Below are 18616 nucleotides of genomic sequence, written 5' to 3'. Positions count from 1 at the left end.
GACCGCTGAAATGCTCAGGGACCGGCCACTGCCCGGCGCAGGGCGTGGAGGAAGGAGTCGGCCGTGCCCCGGTCCCGTACCGCCAGCCGCAGCCACTCCTCGTCCAGGCCCGGGAAGGTGTCCCCGCGGCGGACCGCGAAGCCCAGTTCGCGCAGGCGTCGTCTGGCCTCGGCCGCGTGCGGGAGGCGGACGAGGACGAAGGGTCCCTCGGCGGGGGCCACGACCCGCAGTCCGTCGAACTCGGCGAGCCCCGCGACGAGATGGGCCCGGTCGGCGGCGATGCGGTGCGCGGCGTGGCCCGCCTCCGCGAGGGCCCGTGGCTGCACGCAGGCCTCGGCGGCGGCCAGCGCGGGCGTGGACACCGGCCACAGCGGCTGGGTGCGTTCCAGGTCGGCGACGGTCTCCGGGGCGGCGAGCACGTAGCCGATGCGCAGGCCCGCCAGGCCCCAGGTCTTGGTCAGGCTGCGCAGGACGACCAGGCCCGATACGTCCGTCCGCCCGGCCAGCGCCTCCCGCTCACCCGGCACGGCGTCCATGAACGCCTCATCCACGACCAGCGTCCGTCCGGGGCGGGCCAGTTCGGCGACCGTGCGGGCCGGATGCAGCACCGAGGTGGGGTTGGTCGGGTTGCCCAGCACTACCAGGTCGGCCTCCTCCGGTACGGCGGCCGGGTCCAGCCGGAAGCCGTCCTCCGGCCGGAGCAGCACCCGGTCGACGGTATGTCCCGCGTCCCGCAGCGCGGCCTCGGGCTCCGTGAACTGCGGGTGCACGACGACCGGTTGACGTACCTTGAGCGCCCGCGCCAGCAGCACGAACGCTTCGGCGGCTCCCGCGGTCAGCAGCACGCGCTCAGGGGCGACCCCGTGCCGCGCCGCCACCGCGGCCCGCGCGCAGCGCCCGTCCGGATAGGCGGCGAGCCCGCCCAGCGAGGCGGCGATCCGGTCACGCAGCCAGGCCGGAGGCGTGTCGGCGCGGACGTTGACGGCGAGGTCGACGAGGGCCGAGCCGTCGTCGCGTACCTCGGCGTCACCGTGGTGCCGCAGGTCGTGCCCGCCGTCAGTGCGCATGGGCGTGTCCGCCGTGCTGGTGGTGACCGTGCTGGTGGTGGCCGTCGTCGTCCGGGTGGAAGTGCGGCTGCTGCGGCAGGCCCACCTTGTCCTCGAAGCCGGGCAGCGCGATGCGGTAGACGCAGGAGTCGCAGTTCATGCGCAGGTCGCCCTTGACGGCCTCCTCGTACCGCTCCATCACCAGATCGAGCAGCTCCGGCTCCGGGCCGATCACCTCGGCCGACCGCACCTCGACCCCGGGGTGCGCGGCGGCCCAGCCCTCGGTCTGCTGCCTGACCCGCTCCGGCAGGATGCCGGTGAACAGGAAGTAGGGGAGGACGACGATCCGCCGCGCACCCAGCTTCGCGCACCGCTCAAGGCCGCTCGGCACGTCGGGCGCGGCGAGCGACACGAACGCCGTCTCCACGCCCGCGTATCCGCGTCCCTCCCACAGCAGCCGGGCCGCCTTGTGCACCTCGGCGTTGGCGTCGGGATCCGTGGACCCCCGTCCGACCAGCAGCACGGTGATGTCCGCCCGGTCCTGCGGGCGGCGCCCGCCCAGAGCCTCGTCCAGCCGCCGCTCCAGCACGTTCAGCAGTGCCGGGTGCGGGCCCAGCGGACGGCCGTAGGTGTACGAGATCCCGGAGTGCCGCTCCTTCTCGCGGGCCAGCGCCGCCGGGATGTCCCCTTTGGCGTGCCCGGCGGACACCAGCATCAGCGGGACGGCGGCGAACCGTCGCACCCCCCGCTCCACCAGCTCGGTCACCGCGTCGCCCAGCGGTGGCGGGGACAGCTCGATGAAGCCGCCCGCGACCGGCAGTCCGGGGTTGCGGAGCCCCAACTCCCGTACGAAGTCACGGAACGCCTCGGCTCCGGCGTCGTCCCGGGTGCCGTGGCCGGCGATGAGCAGGGCGGGCGGCGCGGTGGTCACTGTTTCTCCTCGGATGCGGAAGCGGGGTGGTACAGCAGGGCGTTGAGCGCGGCGGCGGCGACCGCCGAACCGCCCTTCTCGGACACGTTGCTCACGGCGGGCAGCCCGCTCTCGCGCAACGCGGCCTTGGATTCGGTGGCGCCGACGAAGCCGACGGGCAGACCGATGACGAGCGCGGGGGAGGCGTCCAGGGTCAGCAACTCCTCCAGCGCGGTGGGCGCGTTGCCTATCACCCAGAGGGCGCCCGGACCGACCTGCTGGTAGGCGAGCCGGATCGCCCGCGCCGAACGGGTCAGCCCCGGCCCGGCCTCGGCGTCCCTGAGCCGGCAGACGGTCTCGCGCCGGGTGATCCCCGCCGCGACCATCTCCACGTCCACCACGACCGGCGCCCCGGCGTGCAGCGCGGCATGCGCCCGCACCAGGTCGTCCTCGTCCATGAGGAGATCGGCCGCGTAGTCGAGATCGGCCGCGGAGTGGACGACCCGCTCCACGACGGCCCGGGTCAGCGGCGGGAAGCGCGAGGTGTCGAGGCGGGCACGCAGCCGCCGGAAGGACTCCTGCTCGATCGGGTGGACCACACGGTTCACTTGGCGCCCTCCTGCGCTTCCTGCCAGCGGTAGCCGCGCGGCGTCACCATGCGGCCCGCGATCTCACGGGTCGCCGTGTTGCCGACGGTCACGACCGTCATCATGTCGACCGTCGCCGGATCCAGGGCGGCCAGGGTCGTCAGCCGACCGGACTCGTCCGGTCGTGAGGCGTTTCGTACGACTCCGACCGGTGTCGTTCCCGCCCGGTGTCCGGCGAGGATCGCGAGCGCCTTCGGCAGCTGCCAGTCGCGGCCCCGGCTGCGCGGGTTGTAGAACGTCACGACGATGTCCGCCTCCGCCGCCGCCCGCACCCGCCGCTCGATGACCGCCCAGGGCGTGTGCAGGTCGGACAGGCTGATCGACACATGGTCGTGGCCGAGCGGCGCCCCGAGGATCGCGGCGGCGGCGAGCGCGGCCGTCACGCCGGGCACCCCGACGACGTCGATGTCGTCGCAGGCCTCGGCGAGCGCGGGAGAGGCCATCGCGTACACGCCCGCGTCCCCGCTGCCGATCAGCGCGACGGCCTGCCCGCGCCGGGCTTCGGCGACCGCGGACCGCGCCCGCTCCTCCTCCGCCCCGAGCCCCGACTCCAGGATCCGGGTGCCGGGCCGCAGCAGGTCGCGGATCTGGTCGACGTACTGGTCCAGGCCGACGAGCACGCGGGCGCGCTGGAGTTCGGCCTTGGCACGCGGGGTGAGCAGGTCCCGGGCACCGGGTCCGAGGCCGACCACCGCGAGGCGCCCGCGCGCGGGACGCCGTACGACAGCACACGTGGCCATCGCCGACTTCCGCTTCGGCACGAGCAGTTCACCGCCGCCGATGAGCGCCGACGCCTCCGCCACCGAGGGGGTGCCGACGGCGGCGAGCGGCGCGTCGGAGGGGTTGGGCACCGCCACCGCGGCCAGCTCCACGGCGGAGTACGTCACCAGCGGCACCCCGAGCCGCCCGGCCGCCGCGACGATGCCGGGCTCCTCGGCCTTGGCGTCGACGGTGGCGAGTTCGGCGATGCTGCGGCCGGACAGGCCCGCCTCCCGCAACGTGCCCTCGACGAGCCCGAGGACCTCCTCGACCGGGGCGTTCCTGGAGGCGCCGACGCCGACCACGAGGGACGGCGGGCGCAGTACGGCCTCGTGCCCGGCGGGCTCGACCGCGCGATCGGTGACGCGGATCGTGTACGCCCCCCGCGGCGCCACGGGGAGGGGAGGCAGCGGCCACGGCACCTCGGACACGAGGGCGACGGGCTCACCGTCCAGCAGCGCACGGGACACCGCGGGTACGGCACCCTCCACCGGGAACCCGAGCGTGTCAAGGCCCGGCAGCCCGACGGCATCGGTCGCCGTGGTCACCACCGGCTGCGCACCGAGCAACTCACCCACTTCCACGGCGAGTTCGTTCGCCCCGCCGTCATGCCCGCCGACCAGCGACACGGCGAACCGCCCGCCCTCGTCGACGCACACCACGCCGGGATCGGCCCGCTTGTCCGACAGCAGCGGAGCGACCAGCCGCACCACCGCCCCCGTGGCCAGAAAACACACCAGCTGCTCGCACTGAGCGAACGCGGCCCGTACGGCGTCCCCGACCGGGCCGTCGTACACCCGGGTCCGCTCCGGCCACGCCGCGGCCAGCCGGTCCCGGGCAGCCGTGCCCGCCGCGGTGGCGGAAATGAGGCCGATCACTGGGCAACTCCCTTGATGTCGTCGGGTTCGTGAGGTCTGACGCCCCACAGCAGAAAGACCGGATTGGCCGCCGCGAGCCGGGTCACGTCCCCCGGGAGCGGCGCGAGCCGCGACGACTGGAGCAGCACTCCGTCACAGGAGAACCCGGCGCCGGTGAGCGCCTCGCGTGCCGCCGGTACCCGGTCGAGCGCGGCCAGGGCGACGACGACCGTCCGCCGGGCACGTCGCGCGCTCGCCGCAACGACGGCTGCCAGGTCACCCCCGCCCCCACCGACGAACACCGCGTCGGGATCGTCGAGTCCGGACAGCGCGCCCGGCGCGCTCCCCTGGACCACCTGAACGTCCACCCCGTGGGCGGCGGCGTTCGCGCGGATCCGTTCGACGCCGTCCCCGGTCTTCTCGACGGCCACGACGGCGGCACCGAGCCGCGCGCACTCGACGGCCACCGACCCGGAGCCCGCGCCGACGTCCCAGACCAGGTCGCCGAGGCGCGGTCCGAGCCGGGCCAGGGCCAGCGCGCGCACCTCGAACTTGGTGATCATCGAGTCCCGGTGCGCGAACTCGCCCTCGTCGAGCGCCCATCCGGCAGGCCCGGCCCCGGGCCCGGCGACCGTGCGCACACCGGCCGGGAACCGCGTCTCGTCCAGGCACAGCACCACACTCACCGCCGCACCCCAGTCACGCGCGGCGGCCTCGCGCGGCGTCACCCGTTCCACGCGCTCCCGCTCGGGGTCGCCCAGCGCGGACGCCACGACGAGGACGCGCTCACCGTGCAGCAGCGCGGCCCCCAGCTCGGCCGGACCGGCGCCGGGCCCGGTCAGCACCGCGACCTTCGCCCGCGCCCGGCAGACATTGACCGCCGTCCGCAACTCGCGCCCGTGCGCGCTGACCACCACCGCGTCGTCCCACGTCAGCCCGGCCCGCGCGAAGGCGGCGGCCACGGAGGACACGCCCGGCCGGATGTCGAGCAGTCCGGCACCGAAGCGCTCGGCCAGCACCCGCACGATCCCGAAGAACCCGGGGTCGCCGGAGGCCAGCACGACGACCGGCGCCCGCTGGGCGACGTACGCCTCGATCCGGTCGAGCGCGGGCGCCAGCGGCCCGAGCACGACCCGCTCGGCCCCCGACGGCAGTTGTGCGGCGTCGAGATGCCGACGCCCGCCGACGACCAGCTCCGCGACGCCGAGGACGTCCTCGGGCGGCGGCGCCCCCGTCCCCGTACCGACGACCGTGATCATGTACTCGCCCCTCGCTCGCGCAGTGCCTTGCGGGCCTCGGGGTCGGCCTTGCGGTAGCCGTGGAAATGGCCGGGGTGGTACAGGTGCGAGCGGGTGCCCCGCGCGTCGAGGGCGGGGCCGACCAGGAAGAGGGTGTGCTTCCAGAGCTTGTGCTCCTTGACCGTCTCCTCCAGGGTCGCGATCGTGCACCGCACGACCAGCTCCTCGGGCCAGGTCGCCTGGTAGGCGACGACGACCGGAGTGGAGGTCGGGTAACCGCCTTCCAGCAGTTCCCGTACGAGCTGTCCGCTGCGGGCGGCGGACAGGAAGACCGCCATGGTCGTGCCGTGCCTGGCGAACTCGCGCACTTCTTCCCCGGGCGGCATCGGCGTCTTGCCGCCGCCGAGCCGGGTCAGCACGACGGACTGCGCCACCTCGGGGATCGTCAGCTCCCGCTGGGCGAGCGCGGCGACCGCGGAGAAGGCGGAGACGCCGGGCACGACCTCGGTCGCGATGCCGAGCGAGGCACACCGGTCGAGCTGCTCCTGCGTGCCGCCCCAGAGCGCGGGGTCCCCGGAGTGGATACGCGCGACCCGCAGGCCATCGGTCCGGGCCCGTTCATAGACGGCGACCACGTCCTCCAGGGACATCGTCGCCGAGTCGAGGATCTCCGCGTCCTCACGCGCGTGCTTCAGGACCTCCGCCTGGACCAGGCTGGCCGCCCAGATCACGACGTCGGCCTCGGCGATGGCGCGCGCGGCACGGAACGTCAGCAGATCGGCGGCGCCGGGACCGGCACCGACGAAGGTCACCTTGCCGGCGGTGGCATCGGCCATGGGGAATCGGTCCTCTCGTACAAGCTGCAAAGCGGTCTTACGACGTCGGGAAGTCGGGCGAAAAGTCAGTGCGTACGGGAGTGCCGGACATGCGCGCACGCGGGGTGATCCGATAGCAAAGCCCTATGGCGGTCTTCGTCGCGCTCGGCGCGTTCCTGATGACGCTGGCCGGCGGCTGGACGGCACAGCGCGTGACCGACCGCCGTCATCTGGTCCTGGGCCTGGCCGGCGGCCTGATGCTGGGCGTGGTCGGCCTGGACCTGCTGCCGGAGGCGCTGGACGCGGCGGACACGGACGTCTTCGGCGTACCGGCGGCCCTGGTGCTCTTCGTGGCGGGTTTCCTCCTCGCCCACCTGGTGCAACGACTGCTGGCCGCACGCGCGGGCCTGGAGGGGCACGGCCGGACGCCCGAAGTGGGCATGTCGGCGGGGGCCGCGATGGTCGGGCACAGCGCCATGGACGGCATCGCGATCGGCGCCGCGTTCCAGGTGGGCGGCGACATGGGCGTGGCGGTCGCGCTCGCCGTCATCGCGCACGACTTCGCCGACGGCTTCAACACGTACACGATCACCCGTCTGTACGGGAACGCCCGCCGCCGGGCGGTCGCCATGCTGGTGGCGGACGCGGCGGCGCCCGTCGCCGGCGCGGCCTCCACGCTCCTGTTCACCATCCCGGAGGAACTGCTCGGCTACTACCTCGGCCTGTTCGGCGGCGCACTGCTCTACCTCGCCGCGTCCGAGATCCTCCCCGAGGCCCACCACCAGGCCCACCACCTGCGCCCCGCCCGCTCGACCCTGCTCTGCACGGTCGCCGGAGCGGCGTTCATCTGGCTGGTGGTGGGCATCTCCGGCTGAGCCGGAGAGACCGCGGCCGGTCACAGCTTGCCGCCCCGCCCGCCGTCGCGCCGCGCGGGCGCGATCAGCGTCGACAGATAGGGGAGAGGCTCACCGTCGAGCTCGGCGGCGGGCCGCACGGACTCCTCCGGCAGCCCGAGCGCCGACCCCCATACGGCGTCGTCGAGCCGCCCGGTCTCCCTGAGCGCCTCGGCGACCTCCCCGGCCTGCCGCCCGAACTTGTACGCGACGACGGTCCCCGGCCCGGCCAGCGCGTCCTTGAGCACGGCGGCCCCCGCGGTCACCGGCACCAGCGTGAGCGGCTCGGTCCCCTCGGTGAGCACGGCCCCCGACCGGGAGGCGAGATCCTGCATGGCGGTGATCCCGGGCACGGTCTCCACGACGGCTTCGGGCACCAGCTCGCCGATCGTCTGCGCGAGATAGGTGAACGTCGAGTAGACGTTGGGATCGCCGATGGTGGCGAAGGCAACGGACCCGTACTGCTTGAGGAGTTGGGCGACCCGCTCCCCGGCAGCATCCCAGGCGGCCTCGCGCCGCCCCCGGTCGCTCCGCTCGTTCAGCGCGAAGACGACGCGTACGACCTTCTCCACCGGCACGTAATGCAGGACGGTGGCCTCGGCCCGCCCCCGCTCACCGGTGTCCATGACCGGCACCACGACGACATCGGCCGCACGCAGCGCATTGACGCCCTTGACGGTCACCAGCTCCGGATCGCCGGGACCCACCCCGACTCCGATCAGCCTGCTGCTGCTCATGACGTCCGGCACCTCTCCACGAACCGACGGGCCACACCGGGCTCGGACGCCCAGTGCGTGTGCAGATAACTCGCGTGCACACCCTGTTGTACGAAACCTTCGACGCGCCGCTGAGCAGCGCGCACGCCCCAAGCGGGCGCCGCCCCCGCGCCCGGCTCGACGACCGTCCGATGAAATTCATGCGCCCGCATGCGCGTCCCGGCGCCCGCGAGCACACTGTCGCTCACCGCGACGGCATTCCGGTACCCGAGGGTCAGCCGCTCGCTCATCCGGCCCGTCGCGTCAAGCACCCCGCACATCGGCTGCCCGTCCAGTTCCCGGCACAGATACAGCAGCCCGGCACATTCCGCCGCGACAGGAGCACCGCTCTCCGCGAGCGCGGCGACGGCCTTGCGCAGGGGCTCGTTGGCCGACAACTCAGCGGCATACACCTCAGGAAACCCACCCCCGATCACCAACCCGCGCGTCCCCTCCGGCAGCCGCTCATCACGCAGCGGATCAAAGGTGACGACTTCGGCCCCAGCGGCAGCGAGCAGCTCAGCATGCTCGGCATAGGAGAAGCTGAACGCGGCTCCACCGGCAACGGCGACAACCACCCCCTCCCCCCCACCCCCCAGCCGACCCGTGGGACCGGGCCCCGCCTCCGCCCCGCCCAGCGTTCGAGAACGGAGCATGCCGTCCCGATCCCCCGCCCGCCCGAGGGGCCGCGCCTCCGTCTCGCCCGGGGTTTGAGGACGGAGCGTGCCGTCCCGATCCCCCGCCCACCCCAGGGGTCGCGGTGTCTGATGCCGGTCCGCATCATTCAGCCCGTCCGGCGTTCGAGAACGGAGCATGCCGTCCCGATCCCCCGCCCACCCCAGGGGTCGCGGTGTCTGATGCCGGTCCGCATCATTCAGCCCGTCCGGCGTTTGAGGACGAGGCCTTTCGGGCCGATCGGGGTCCAGGGGCAAAGCCCCTGGCGGGGTCGCAGGGGCGGAGCCCCTGGAGGATGGGACGGGTAGGGGCGGCGGGGGCGAAGAAGCCAGGACCTCAGCCGCATCCCACCCCGCACACGACAACGCCCCCGCACTCCGCGCCACCGCCATCACCGCCCCCAGATCGCACCCCTCAAAGACCCGCGCGGCCATCGCCGCAACCGCGTCCACCGCCTCCGCCCGCCGCTCAGCCACCGGAACCAGCCCCAGATGCCGAGACGGCGTATCCACCTGCGCAACCCTCCGCAGCACCCCCAGCACCGGCACCCCCACCGACTCCAACGCCTCCCGCAACAACCCCTCATGCCGATCCGACGCGACCTTGTTCAGGATCACGCCCCCGACCCGCACCTCCGGATCCCACGACACGAACCCATGCACCAGCGCCGCCACGGACCGCGCCTGCGACGACGCATCGACCACCAGCACGACCGGCGCCCGCAGCACCTTCGCCACCTGCGCGGTCGACGCCAGCTCACCCTCCCCCGCGGCCCCGTCGTACAGCCCCATCACGCCCTCGACGACGGCGATGTCACACCCCCGCGCCCCATGCGCGAACAACGGCCCGATCAACTCCGGCCCGCACAGATAAGCGTCGAGATTCCGTCCCACCCGCCCCGTGGCAAGCGCGTGATACCCGGGATCGATGTAGTCGGGCCCCACCTTGTGTCCGGACACCACAAGCCCCCGCGCGGCGAACGCGGCCATCAGCCCCGTGGCAACGGTGGTCTTGCCGCTGCCGGACGCCGGCGCGGCGATGACCAACCGGGGAACGGACGTCACCACTCGATGCCTCTCTGCCCCTTCTGCCCGACGTCCATCGGATGCTTGACCTTGGACATGTCGGTCACGAGATCGGCGAAGTCGACCAGCTTCCCGGGCGCGTTCCGCCCGGTGATGACAACATGCTGGGCACCTGGCCGGTCCCGCAGCACAGCCACCACCTCATCGACGTCGACCCACCCCCAGTGCATCGGATAGGCGAACTCATCCAGGACGTACAGCCGGTACGTCTCGGCGGCCAGATCCCGCTTGACCTGCTCCCAGCCCTCGCGCGCCTTCTCCTCGTTGTCCATCTGGGAGTCCCGCTGCACCCAGGACCACCCCTCGCCCATCTTGTGCCAGGCGACGGACCCGCCCTCACCACTGTCCCCGAGCACCCGCAGCGCCCGTTCCTCCCCGACCTTCCACTTGGCCGACTTGACGAACTGGAACACCCCGATGGGCCAGCCCTGATTCCAGGCGCGCAACGCAAGCCCGAATGCGGCAGTCGACTTGCCCTTGCCGACGCCCGTGTGCACGACCACCAAGGGACGATTACGCCGCTGACGAGTCGTCAGCCCGTCGTCCGGCACGACACTCGGCTGCCCCTGAGGCATCACGCGGCCCTCCTCTGCACGTCCTTCACCAGCCCGGCGATGGAGTCCGCCCGCAACTCGTCCAGCGTCACGGCGGTGCCGCCGAGTTCACCGGCAATCTGTCCGGCGAGCCCGAGCCGCACGGGCCCGGACTCACAGTCGACGACCACCGAAGCGATCCCGTCGGAGGCGAACAACCGGGCCGCACGCCCCGCGAGCGCGACGGGCTCGGGCCCGCCGGTGGCCCGCCCGTCCGTCACCAGGACGACCAGCGCCCGCCGCGCCGGATCCCGCAGCCGCTCGATCCGCAGCACGTCATGGGCCTTCAACAGACCGGCGGCAAGCGGTGTACGCCCACCCGTGGGCAACGACTCCAGCCGGGCCGCGGCGGCGTCCACCGACGACGTGGGCGGCAGCGCGACATCCGCAGCGGCCCCCCGGAAAGTCACCAGCCCCACCTTGTCCCGCCGCTGATACGCGTCGAGGAGCAGCGACAGCACGGCTCCCTTCACGGCACTCATCCGCTGCCGAGCAGCCATCGACCCGGAGGCGTCGACGACGAAGAGCACGAGATTGGATTCGTGGCCTTCTCGCACCGCTTGCCTGAGATCGTCACGACGCAGGAGAAGTCCCGATCCAGTGCGGCCCCGCGCCCGCTGGTGTGGCGCGGCAGCCTGCACGGTGGCCGCCACATGCAGCTTGGTCAGCGTCCCACGGGGGCGCCGCGCCCCGGTCGTCCGCCCGTGCTCGGTCCGCGCCCGCGAACGCCGCCCGGCGACCCCGTCACCGAGGCCGGGCACACTGAGCACCTTGGTACGGAACGGCTCGGAAGCCCGTACGGCGGACTGCTCGGCACCCCCCGCAGCCTGCGGCTCGCCACCCTTCCCGGCCTCGGGCCGCCCCCCGGTGTCCCCGTCTTGCGGGCCTTCGTCAGGCGCGGGCTCCCCGCCACCCCCACCGGGACCGTCCGGCTCAGGATCGGGATCGTCGTCCCCGGAGAACTCCTCCAGGGTCTGGTCCAGCTTGTCTTCGTCCAGTCCCGGAGCGTCGAAAGGATTGCGCCGCCTGCGATGCGGCAACGCGAGCAACGCGGCCTGTCGCACGTCCTCCGCCGCCACCTCGGTCCGCCCGGCCCACGCGGCCAGCGCTGTGGCGGTGCGCGCCATCACGATGTCGGCCCGCATGCCGTCCACGTCGAAGGCCCCGCACAGCGCCGCGATTTGCCGCAGTGCGCCATCACCCAGCCGCACTGACGGCAACAACTCTCGTGCGGCGACGATCCGTTGCCGTACAGCGGCCTCTTCGCCCGCCCAACGCGCCGCGAATCCGGATGGATCGTCGTCGTAGGCCAATCGACGCCGCACGACCTCCACCCGCTGCTCGGGCTCCCGCGAGGCGGCGACCTCGACGGTCAGCCCGAAACGATCGAGGAGTTGGGGTCTGAGTTCTCCCTCCTCCGGGTTCATGGTTCCGACCAGCAGGAATCGAGCCTGATGCCGTACGGAGACGCCTTCGCGCTCCACGTACGAGGCACCCATGGCCGCAGCGTCGAGCAAGAGGTCGACCAAGTGGTCGTGCAAGAGATTGACTTCGTCGACGTACAGGATTCCTCGGTGAGCCGAGGCGAGCAGCCCCGGCTCGAATGCCTTCACGCCCTCCGCGAGCGCCCGCTCGATGTCGAGGGCGCCGACGAGCCGGTCCTCGGAGGCGCCGACGGGGAGCTCGACCATACGGGCGGGACGCCGCACACCCGGCCCCGGCTCGTGCGGCCCGTCCGGGCACGACGGGTCGAGAGCGGCCGGGTCGCACGAGAACCGGCACCCGCAGACCACGGACACCTCGGGCAGCAGCGCCGACAGCGCGCGTACGGCGGTGCTCTTGGCGGTGCCCTTCTCCCCACGAACCAGCACACCACCGACCGCCGGCGACACGGCGTTCAGCAGCAGCGCGAGCCGCAGATCGTCCTGGCCGACAAGGGCCGTGAAGGGATAGGGCGCGCTCACGCGGCGATCACCCCTTCGGGTGACTCATGGCAGAGCGGTACGAGCTCCGCATGTCGACCTGTCAAGATCAAGGCCTGCTCCCCGCTCACGCGGGGGTGATCCGGCGCCGTTGTATCCGTGGCGCCTGATGGCACCTTGCTCCCCGCCGGCGCGGGGGTTCCGGAAAAGTTCACGCGTCTCCCTCCAGGTCTCCCTCAAGTTCGAGGTAGGTCGCCCGGAGCCGGTCCAGGGTCTCCTGGTCCGGCTCCGCCCACAGGCCCCGGTCCGCCGCCTCAAGCAGCCGCTCGGTAATGCCCCGCAAGGCCCACGGGTTGGACTTCCGCATGAAGTCCCGGTTCTCCGGGTCGAAGACGTACTCGGCGCTGAGCTTCTCGTACATCCAATCGTCGACGACCCCGGCCGTGGCGTCGTACCCGAAGAGGTAGTCGACGGTCGCAGCCATCTCGAACGCACCCTTGTAGCCATGCCTGCGCATTGCAGTCATCCAACGCGGGTTGACCACACGAGCCCGGAAGACCCTGTGTGTCTCCTCGCCCAGCGTCCGCGTCTTCACCTGGTCCGGCACAGCAGAATCCCCCACGTACGCCTCGGGGTTGCCCCCCGTCAGATGCCGCACCACGGCGACCATGCCGCCGTGGTACTGGAAGTAGTCGTCGGCATCCGCGATGTCGTGTTCACGCGTGTCGACGTTCTTCGCCGCCACCGCGATCCGCCGGAACGCCGTCTCCATGTCCCCCCGAGCCGCTCGCCCGTCGAGCCCGCGCCCGTATGCGTAACCACCCCAGACGGCATACACCTCGGCCAAGTCCGCGTCGCTCCTCCAGTTTCGGGCGTCGATGAGGGGCAGCAGTCCTGCCCCGTAGGCACCCGGCTTCGAGCCGAAGACACGAGCCGTCGCGCGTCGACGGTCGCCGTGCTCGGCGGTGTCCTCGTCGGCGTGCGCCTTCACGAAGTTCCGGTCGGTCGGCTCGTCCAGCTCCGCGACCGCCCGCACCGCGTCGTCGATCAGTCCGACCACATGCGGGAACGCGTCCCGGAAGAACCCGGAGATCCGGACCGTGACGTCGATGCGGGGACGCCCGAGTTCCGCCAGGCCGACCACCTCGAACCCGGTCACGCGCCTCGACGCGTCGTCCCACACCGGACGGCAGCCCAGCAGCGCCAGGATCTCGGCGATGTCGTCGCCCTGGGTGCGCATCGCGGACGTGCCCCAGACCGTCAGACCCACGGACTTCGGGTACTCGCCGGTGTCGGCGAGGTACCGCTGCACCAGCGAGTCCGCCAGCGACTGCCCGACCTCCCAACTCAGCCTGGACGGAATGGCCTTGGGGTCGACGGAGTAGAAGTTCCGGCCGGTCGGCAGGACGTTCACCAGGCCACGTGTCGGGGAACCCGACGGGCCCGCCGGGACGTAACCGCCGTCCAGCGCCCGCAGGATGTGCCCGATCTCGTCGGTGGTCTTCGCGAGCCGGGGGACGACCTCACGGCACGCGAACTCCAACACGGCCACGGCGTCCGGGAGTTCGGTGCCGAGGACATCGCGGACCAGGGAACGGCTGTCTGTGACCGCCCAGCCGCGCTCCTCCATCCCCTCCGCGATCCGCCTGCACAACTGCTCCAGCAGATCGATCGCGTCGGCGCCCGTACGCGACGGTCCCTCGACGAGGTCCGTCAGCTCCACCGGCACCTTCACCGGCGCCCCCGGTTCGGCCAGCAACTCCTTCTCGGCCAGCCCGAAGTGGGCCGCCAGCGATGCCCTCAGCCCCGGCAGCGCGTTCGCCTGCCCGCCCCAGACCTGCGAGGCGCGCAGCACGGCGAGTACGAGGTTCACGCGCGGCTCGCCGACCGGGCCGCCGCCCAGGATGTGCAGCCCGTCCCGGATCTGCACATCCTTGATCTCGCACAGATATCCGTCGATGTGCATGACGAACTCGTCGAAGTCGGCGTCGCCCGGCTGCTCGTCGACATGCAGATCGTGGTGGAGTTCCGCGGCCCGGACGAGCGTCCAGATCTGACTGCGCACGGTCGGCGCCTTCGTCGGGTCCAGGTCGGAGACGAGCGCGTACTCGTCAAGCAGCTGCTCCAGCTTGGCCAGGTCGCCGTACGTGTCGGCGCGCGCCATCGGCGGCACCAGATGGTCGACGACCGTGGCATGCCCGCGCCGCTTGGCCTGGGTGCCCTCACCGGGGTCGTTGACGATGAAGGGGTAGATCAGGGGCAGCTCGCCGAGGACCGCGTCCGGGGCGCAACCGCCGCTCAGGCCGAGGCCCTTGCCCGGCAGCCACTCCATCGTGCCGTGCTTGCCCATGTGGACGACCGCGTCGGCGCCGAACGAGTTCTCCAGCCACCGGTAGGCCGCCATGTAGTGGTGGGACGGCGGCATGTCCGGGTCGTGGTAGATCGCGATCGGGTTCTCGCCGAAGCCGCGCGGCGGCTGGATCATGACGACGACGTTGCCGAACTGGAGGGAGGCCAGGACGATGTCCTCCCCGTCGACGTACAGGCTGCCCGGCGGTTCGCTCCACGCGTCCACCATGGCCTGGCGAAGCTCCGGGCCGAGTCTGTCGAACCATGCCTGATAGTCGGCGAGCGGCACCCGCGCGGGCGCGGCGGCCAGCTGGTCCTCGGTCAGCCACTCGACGTCGTGCCCGCCCGCCTCGATGAGCCGGTGGATCAACTCGTCGCCGCCGGAGGGGTATTCGGTGAGCGCGTACCCGGCGTCCCGCAGCGCGTCCAGCACCCGCACGGCCGAGGCGGGCGTGTCGAGACCGACCGCGTTGCCGACGCGCGAGTGCTTCGTCGGGTACGCGGTGAAGACGAGCGCGAGCTTTTTGTCGGCGTTCGCCTTGTGCTTGAGCCGTGCGTGCCGTACGGCGATCCCGGCGACCCGCGCGGCCCGCTCGGGGTCGGCGACGTACACGGGAACGTCGTCCGGGCCCTGCTCCTTGAAGGAGAAGGGGACGGTGATCAGCCGTCCGTCGAACTCCGGGATCGCGACCTGCATCGCCGCGTCCATGGGGGAGAGGGCGGCGTCCGACTCGTCCCAGGCGGCCCGCGAGGAGGTCAGGCAAAGCCCTTGCAGAACGGGCACATCGAGGTCCGCGAGCGCCCCGATGTCCCAGGCCTCCTCGTCACCGCCGGCCGAGGCCTGCGAGGCGTGCGTGCCGCCGGCGGCCAGGACGGTCGCGACGAGGGCGTCGGCCCGCGCGAGGATCTCGTACAGCCCGGCGTCGGCCCCGCGCAGCGAACCGCAGTACACGGGAAGGACGTTGGCGTCCCGGGCCTCGATCGCGTCGCACAGCGTGTCGACAAAGGAGGTGTTGCCGCTCAGCTCATGGGCCCGGTAGAAGAGCACGCCGACGGTGGGCCGGCCCGCGACGAGAGGGCGCTCGCCATGGACGCCGTACTCGGGCGTCTTCTGCGGCTCGACGAACCCCTCACCCGTGAGCAGCACGGTGTCGGAGAGGAACCGTGCCAGCTCGGTCAGGTTGGCGGGCCCGCCCTCGACGAGGTACCGCAGCGCCTCCGCGACGACACCGGCGGGTACGGACGACTCGGCCATCAACTCGGCGTCCGGGACGGCCTCCCCGCCCAGCAGCACGGTCGGAACACCGGACGCCTTGAGCCTGCCGAGCCCGTCCTCCCAGGCCCGCCTGCCACCCAGCAGCCGTACGACGGCGATGTCCGCGCCGTCGAGCAGCGCGGGCAGTTCGGTCTCGACATCCACCCGGGTCGGGTTGCCGATCCGGTAGTCGGCACCGGCAGCGGCCCTGGCCGCCAGCAGGTCCGTGTCGGCCGTCGACAACAACAACACTGTGCTCATGCGGGCGCTCCCGGTGGAATGAAAGGCAGTCCTTGCGTCGCGCCCGACTCGATGAGCCGCCAGAGCGCGTCCGTGTCCGCGTGCTGTTCGATCAGATCGCCGAGCCGGTCGAGCTGCTCCTCGCGCAGCGCGCCGAACGACGTGTCGGGGGCCGGCACGAAGCGGCGGCCCGCGGCGCCGGCCACCTCGCGCAGGAACGCCCGCCGGAAACCGTCCGACTCCAGCGAGCCGTGCCAGTGCGTGCCCCAGGTCTGCCCGACCCGGCAGCCGTCCAGGCTGTGTCCTCTGTCATCAGAGATGAACGCTTCGCCGCCTGCGATCTCGGCGAGCCCGTGATGGATCTCGTACCCCTCGACGCGCTCGCCCAGAGCCTCACCGACGGGCCGGGTGAGGGTCTTCTCCCGCGCGAACCGCACGCGGACGGGCAGCACGCCCAGGCCCTCGACATGCCCGCGCCGGCTCTCCACCTCGTCCTCGATGTACTCGCCGAGGACCTGGAAGCCACCGCAGATGCCGAGGATGGGCCGCTGCTCGGACGCCCTGCGCACCAGGGCCTCCGCGAGGCCCCGCTCCCGCAGCCACTCCAGCGCGCGCACGGTTCCCCGCGTGCCCGGGATGACGACCAGATCCGCGTCCGCCAGCTCCTCCGGCCGGTCCACGAACCGCACGACGACACCGGGTTCGGCGGCCAGGGCGTCGACGTCGGTGAAGTTGGACATGAGGGGGATCGCGCAGACGGCGACCCGCAGCACGTCCTCGCCGACGGGAGCGGAGACCGTGGACTCCCTCACCGCCCCCCGCAGGGAGACGCGCAGTCCGTCCTCCTCGTCGATGCCGAGCCCGTGCCGGAAGGGCAGCACGCCGTACGTCCGCCGCCCGGTGAGGCCGTGCAGCATGTCGAGCCCGGGTTCGAGCAGCGAGACGTCGCCGCGGAACTTGTTGACGAGGAACCCGGCGACGAGTTCCTGGTCCTGGGGGGAGAGGAGGGCGACGGTCCCGAAGAAGGACGCGAAGACGCCACCGCGGTCGATGTCACCCACCACCAGCACGGGCAGCCGCGCATTGCGTGCGATGCCCATGTTGACGATGTCGGTCCGCCTGAGGTTGATCTCAGCCGGGCTCCCAGCCCCCTCGCAGATCACCGTGTCATACGTGCCCCGCAACTCGGCCAGACAGTCCAGTACCGTACCCAGCAGCCTCTGCTGCCGTCCGCCGTGGTAGCCGCGCGCGCTCAGCTCGCCCACCGGCTTCCCGAGCAGCACGACCTGACTGCTCTGTTCGCCACCGGGCTTGAGCAGCACGGGATTCATGAGCGCGGTCGGCTCGACGCGGCAGGCCTGCGCCTGCATGGCCTGCGCCCGCCCGATCTCGGCGCCTTCTCTTGTGACGAACGAGTTCAGCGACATGTTCTGCGCCTTGAACGGCGCGACCTTGACCCCCTGCCGCACCAGCCACCGGCAGATCCCGGCGGTGACGACGCTCTTGCCGGCGTCGGAGGTGGTGCCGGCGACGAGGAGACCACCGCCTGTCATGACATACGCCCCTTCACGATGTGGCGCGCGGCGACACAGACGCCGAGCGCGAGCCAGCCCACGCGCCTGGACAGCCGTACGGCCTCTTCGATGTCCTGGGTGCCGACGGTCCGCCCGGCCCCGTTCAGCACGGGCCGGTGCTCGATCCGTCCGCCGTACGACAAAGTCCCGCCCAGCCGCACCCCCAGCGCCCCCGCGAACGAGGCCTCCACGGGCCCGGCGTTGGGGCTCGGGTGCTTGGCGGCATCGGCACGCCAGGCTCGTACGGCCCCGCGGGGGTCACCGCCGGCGACGGCGGCCAGTACGGCGGTCAGCCGCGATCCCGGCCACCCCGCCACGTCGTCGAGCCGTGCCGAAGCCCACCCGTAGCGCTGGTACCTGGGCGATGTGTGCCCCACCATGGCGTCGAGCGTGTTCACGGCCCGGAACCCGACGAGCCCGGGAACGCCGGCCACGGCGCCCCACACCAGCGCTCCCACCACCGCGTCGGAGGTGTTCTCGGCGACGGACTCCACGACCGCCCGCGCGATCCCGTCCGCGTCGAGCGCCTGCGGATCCCGCCCACACAGATGCGGCAGCCGCGCCCGCGCCCCCTCCACGTCCCCCGCTTCCAGGGCACGCCCGATGACCCGGGCCTCCCGGGCGAGCGAAGTCCCCCCGACGACCGCCCAGGTGGCGACGCCGGTCAGGGCGGCGGAGGCGGCGGGGGACGTACGTGCGACACGAGCGGCGACGGCACCAAGCGCGACGGCGCCACCGGCGCACACGGCGGTGTGCAGCGCGCCCCACCCCCGATGGTCGCGCCACAACGCCTGTTCCACGGCCCCGGCGGCCCGCCCGAACGCGGCGACCGGATGCCCCCGGCGCGGATCGCCGAGCAGCACGTCGCCGAGGAGTCCGGCGGCGGCGCCGTACGCGAAGACGCGATCGGCACGCATGAAGCTCAGCCGACCGCGGGGTCAGACGGGGACCTGGTACTGCACCTCGAACGGCAGCCGGGCATCGCGATATGTCCTCACTCAGG

Annotated in this window: 13 protein-coding genes and 2 pseudogenes; 1 reads left to right on the top strand and 14 read right to left on the bottom strand. The window is 72.5% G+C overall.

Annotated features, from left to right (window positions below; all coding sequences use genetic code 11):
- Positions 1–14 precede the first annotated feature (14 nt).
- From cobC to cobM, 6 genes are read right to left on the bottom strand one after another with little or no spacing between them, the layout of a single operon-like run.
- Positions 15–1067, bottom strand: a complete 1053-nt coding sequence (gene cobC, locus GFH49_RS07090) for an Rv2231c family histidinol phosphate aminotransferase CobC (protein ID WP_155054910.1) — start codon at positions 1065–1067, stop codon at positions 15–17.
- Positions 1057–1977, bottom strand: coding sequence for a sirohydrochlorin chelatase (locus GFH49_RS07085; protein WP_155054909.1), 921 nt, complete (start codon positions 1975–1977; stop codon positions 1057–1059). The genes cobC and GFH49_RS07085 overlap by 11 nt, the downstream gene beginning before the upstream one ends.
- Entirely contained in the window at positions 1974–2564 is a 591-nt protein-coding gene (locus GFH49_RS07080; protein WP_155054908.1) for a precorrin-8X methylmutase, read from the bottom strand. Before GFH49_RS07080 ends, GFH49_RS07085 begins: the two co-directional genes overlap by 4 nt.
- The gene (gene cobJ, locus GFH49_RS07075) at positions 2561–4240 is read right to left on the bottom strand and encodes a precorrin-3B C(17)-methyltransferase (protein ID WP_155054907.1); all 1680 of its coding nucleotides are present in this window, start codon (positions 4238–4240) and stop codon (positions 2561–2563) included. The genes GFH49_RS07080 and cobJ overlap by 4 nt, the downstream gene beginning before the upstream one ends.
- Positions 4237–5478, bottom strand: coding sequence for a precorrin-6y C5,15-methyltransferase (decarboxylating) subunit CbiE (cbiE, locus tag GFH49_RS07070; protein WP_155054906.1), 1242 nt, complete (start codon positions 5476–5478; stop codon positions 4237–4239). The genes cobJ and cbiE overlap by 4 nt, the downstream gene beginning before the upstream one ends.
- Positions 5475–6293, bottom strand: coding sequence for a precorrin-4 C(11)-methyltransferase (gene cobM / locus GFH49_RS07065; RefSeq protein WP_155054905.1), 819 nt, complete (start codon positions 6291–6293; stop codon positions 5475–5477). Before cobM ends, cbiE begins: the two co-directional genes overlap by 4 nt.
- A gap of 125 nt (positions 6294–6418) precedes the next feature.
- Between cobM and GFH49_RS07060 the strand changes: the two genes are divergently transcribed.
- Complete coding sequence (locus GFH49_RS07060; protein ID WP_155054904.1) at positions 6419–7147, top strand: ZIP family metal transporter; 729 nt, start codon at positions 6419–6421, stop codon at positions 7145–7147.
- Between the two features lie 20 nt (positions 7148–7167).
- Here GFH49_RS07060 and cobI read toward each other — a convergent pair whose 3' ends face one another.
- From cobI to GFH49_RS07025, 8 genes and pseudogenes are all read right to left on the bottom strand, one after another.
- Positions 7168–7914, bottom strand: a complete 747-nt coding sequence (cobI, locus tag GFH49_RS07055) for a precorrin-2 C(20)-methyltransferase (RefSeq protein WP_155054903.1) — start codon at positions 7912–7914, stop codon at positions 7168–7170.
- Positions 7899–8492 (bottom strand): annotated as a pseudogene (locus tag GFH49_RS41185) (cobyrinate a,c-diamide synthase); the annotation flags it as partial. The gene cobI and the pseudogene GFH49_RS41185, both read right to left, overlap by 16 nt.
- A 306-nt stretch (positions 8493–8798) precedes the next feature.
- Positions 8799–9662, bottom strand: a pseudogene (locus tag GFH49_RS41180) (cobyrinic acid a,c-diamide synthase CobB); the annotation flags it as partial.
- Positions 9656–10255 (bottom strand): cob(I)yrinic acid a,c-diamide adenosyltransferase, encoded by a 600-nt coding sequence (cobO, locus tag GFH49_RS07045; RefSeq protein WP_155054901.1) that lies wholly within the window; start codon positions 10253–10255, stop codon positions 9656–9658. The gene cobO and the pseudogene GFH49_RS41180, both read right to left, overlap by 7 nt.
- The gene (locus GFH49_RS07040) at positions 10255–12237 is read right to left on the bottom strand and encodes a putative cobaltochelatase (protein WP_155054900.1); all 1983 of its coding nucleotides are present in this window, start codon (positions 12235–12237) and stop codon (positions 10255–10257) included. The genes cobO and GFH49_RS07040 overlap by 1 nt, the downstream gene beginning before the upstream one ends.
- Positions 12238–12406: 169 nt before the next feature.
- Positions 12407–16060 (bottom strand): cobaltochelatase subunit CobN, encoded by a 3654-nt coding sequence (gene cobN, locus GFH49_RS07035; protein ID WP_155054899.1) that lies wholly within the window; start codon positions 16058–16060, stop codon positions 12407–12409.
- Positions 16057–17592, bottom strand: coding sequence for a cobyric acid synthase (locus GFH49_RS07030; protein WP_155054898.1), 1536 nt, complete (start codon positions 17590–17592; stop codon positions 16057–16059). Before GFH49_RS07030 ends, cobN begins: the two co-directional genes overlap by 4 nt.
- On the bottom strand, positions 17589–18530 hold the full coding sequence (locus GFH49_RS07025; protein ID WP_155054897.1) for a cobalamin biosynthesis protein: 942 nt from the start codon (positions 18528–18530) through the stop codon (positions 17589–17591). The genes GFH49_RS07030 and GFH49_RS07025 overlap by 4 nt, the downstream gene beginning before the upstream one ends.
- Between the last annotated feature and the right edge of the window lie 86 nt (positions 18531–18616).

Source organism: Streptomyces blattellae (genome assembly GCF_009709555.1).
In the GTDB taxonomy this organism is placed as follows: Bacteria; Actinomycetota; Actinomycetes; order Streptomycetales; family Streptomycetaceae; genus Streptomyces; species Streptomyces blattellae.
This window is presented reverse-complemented; position numbering and strand designations above follow the sequence as displayed.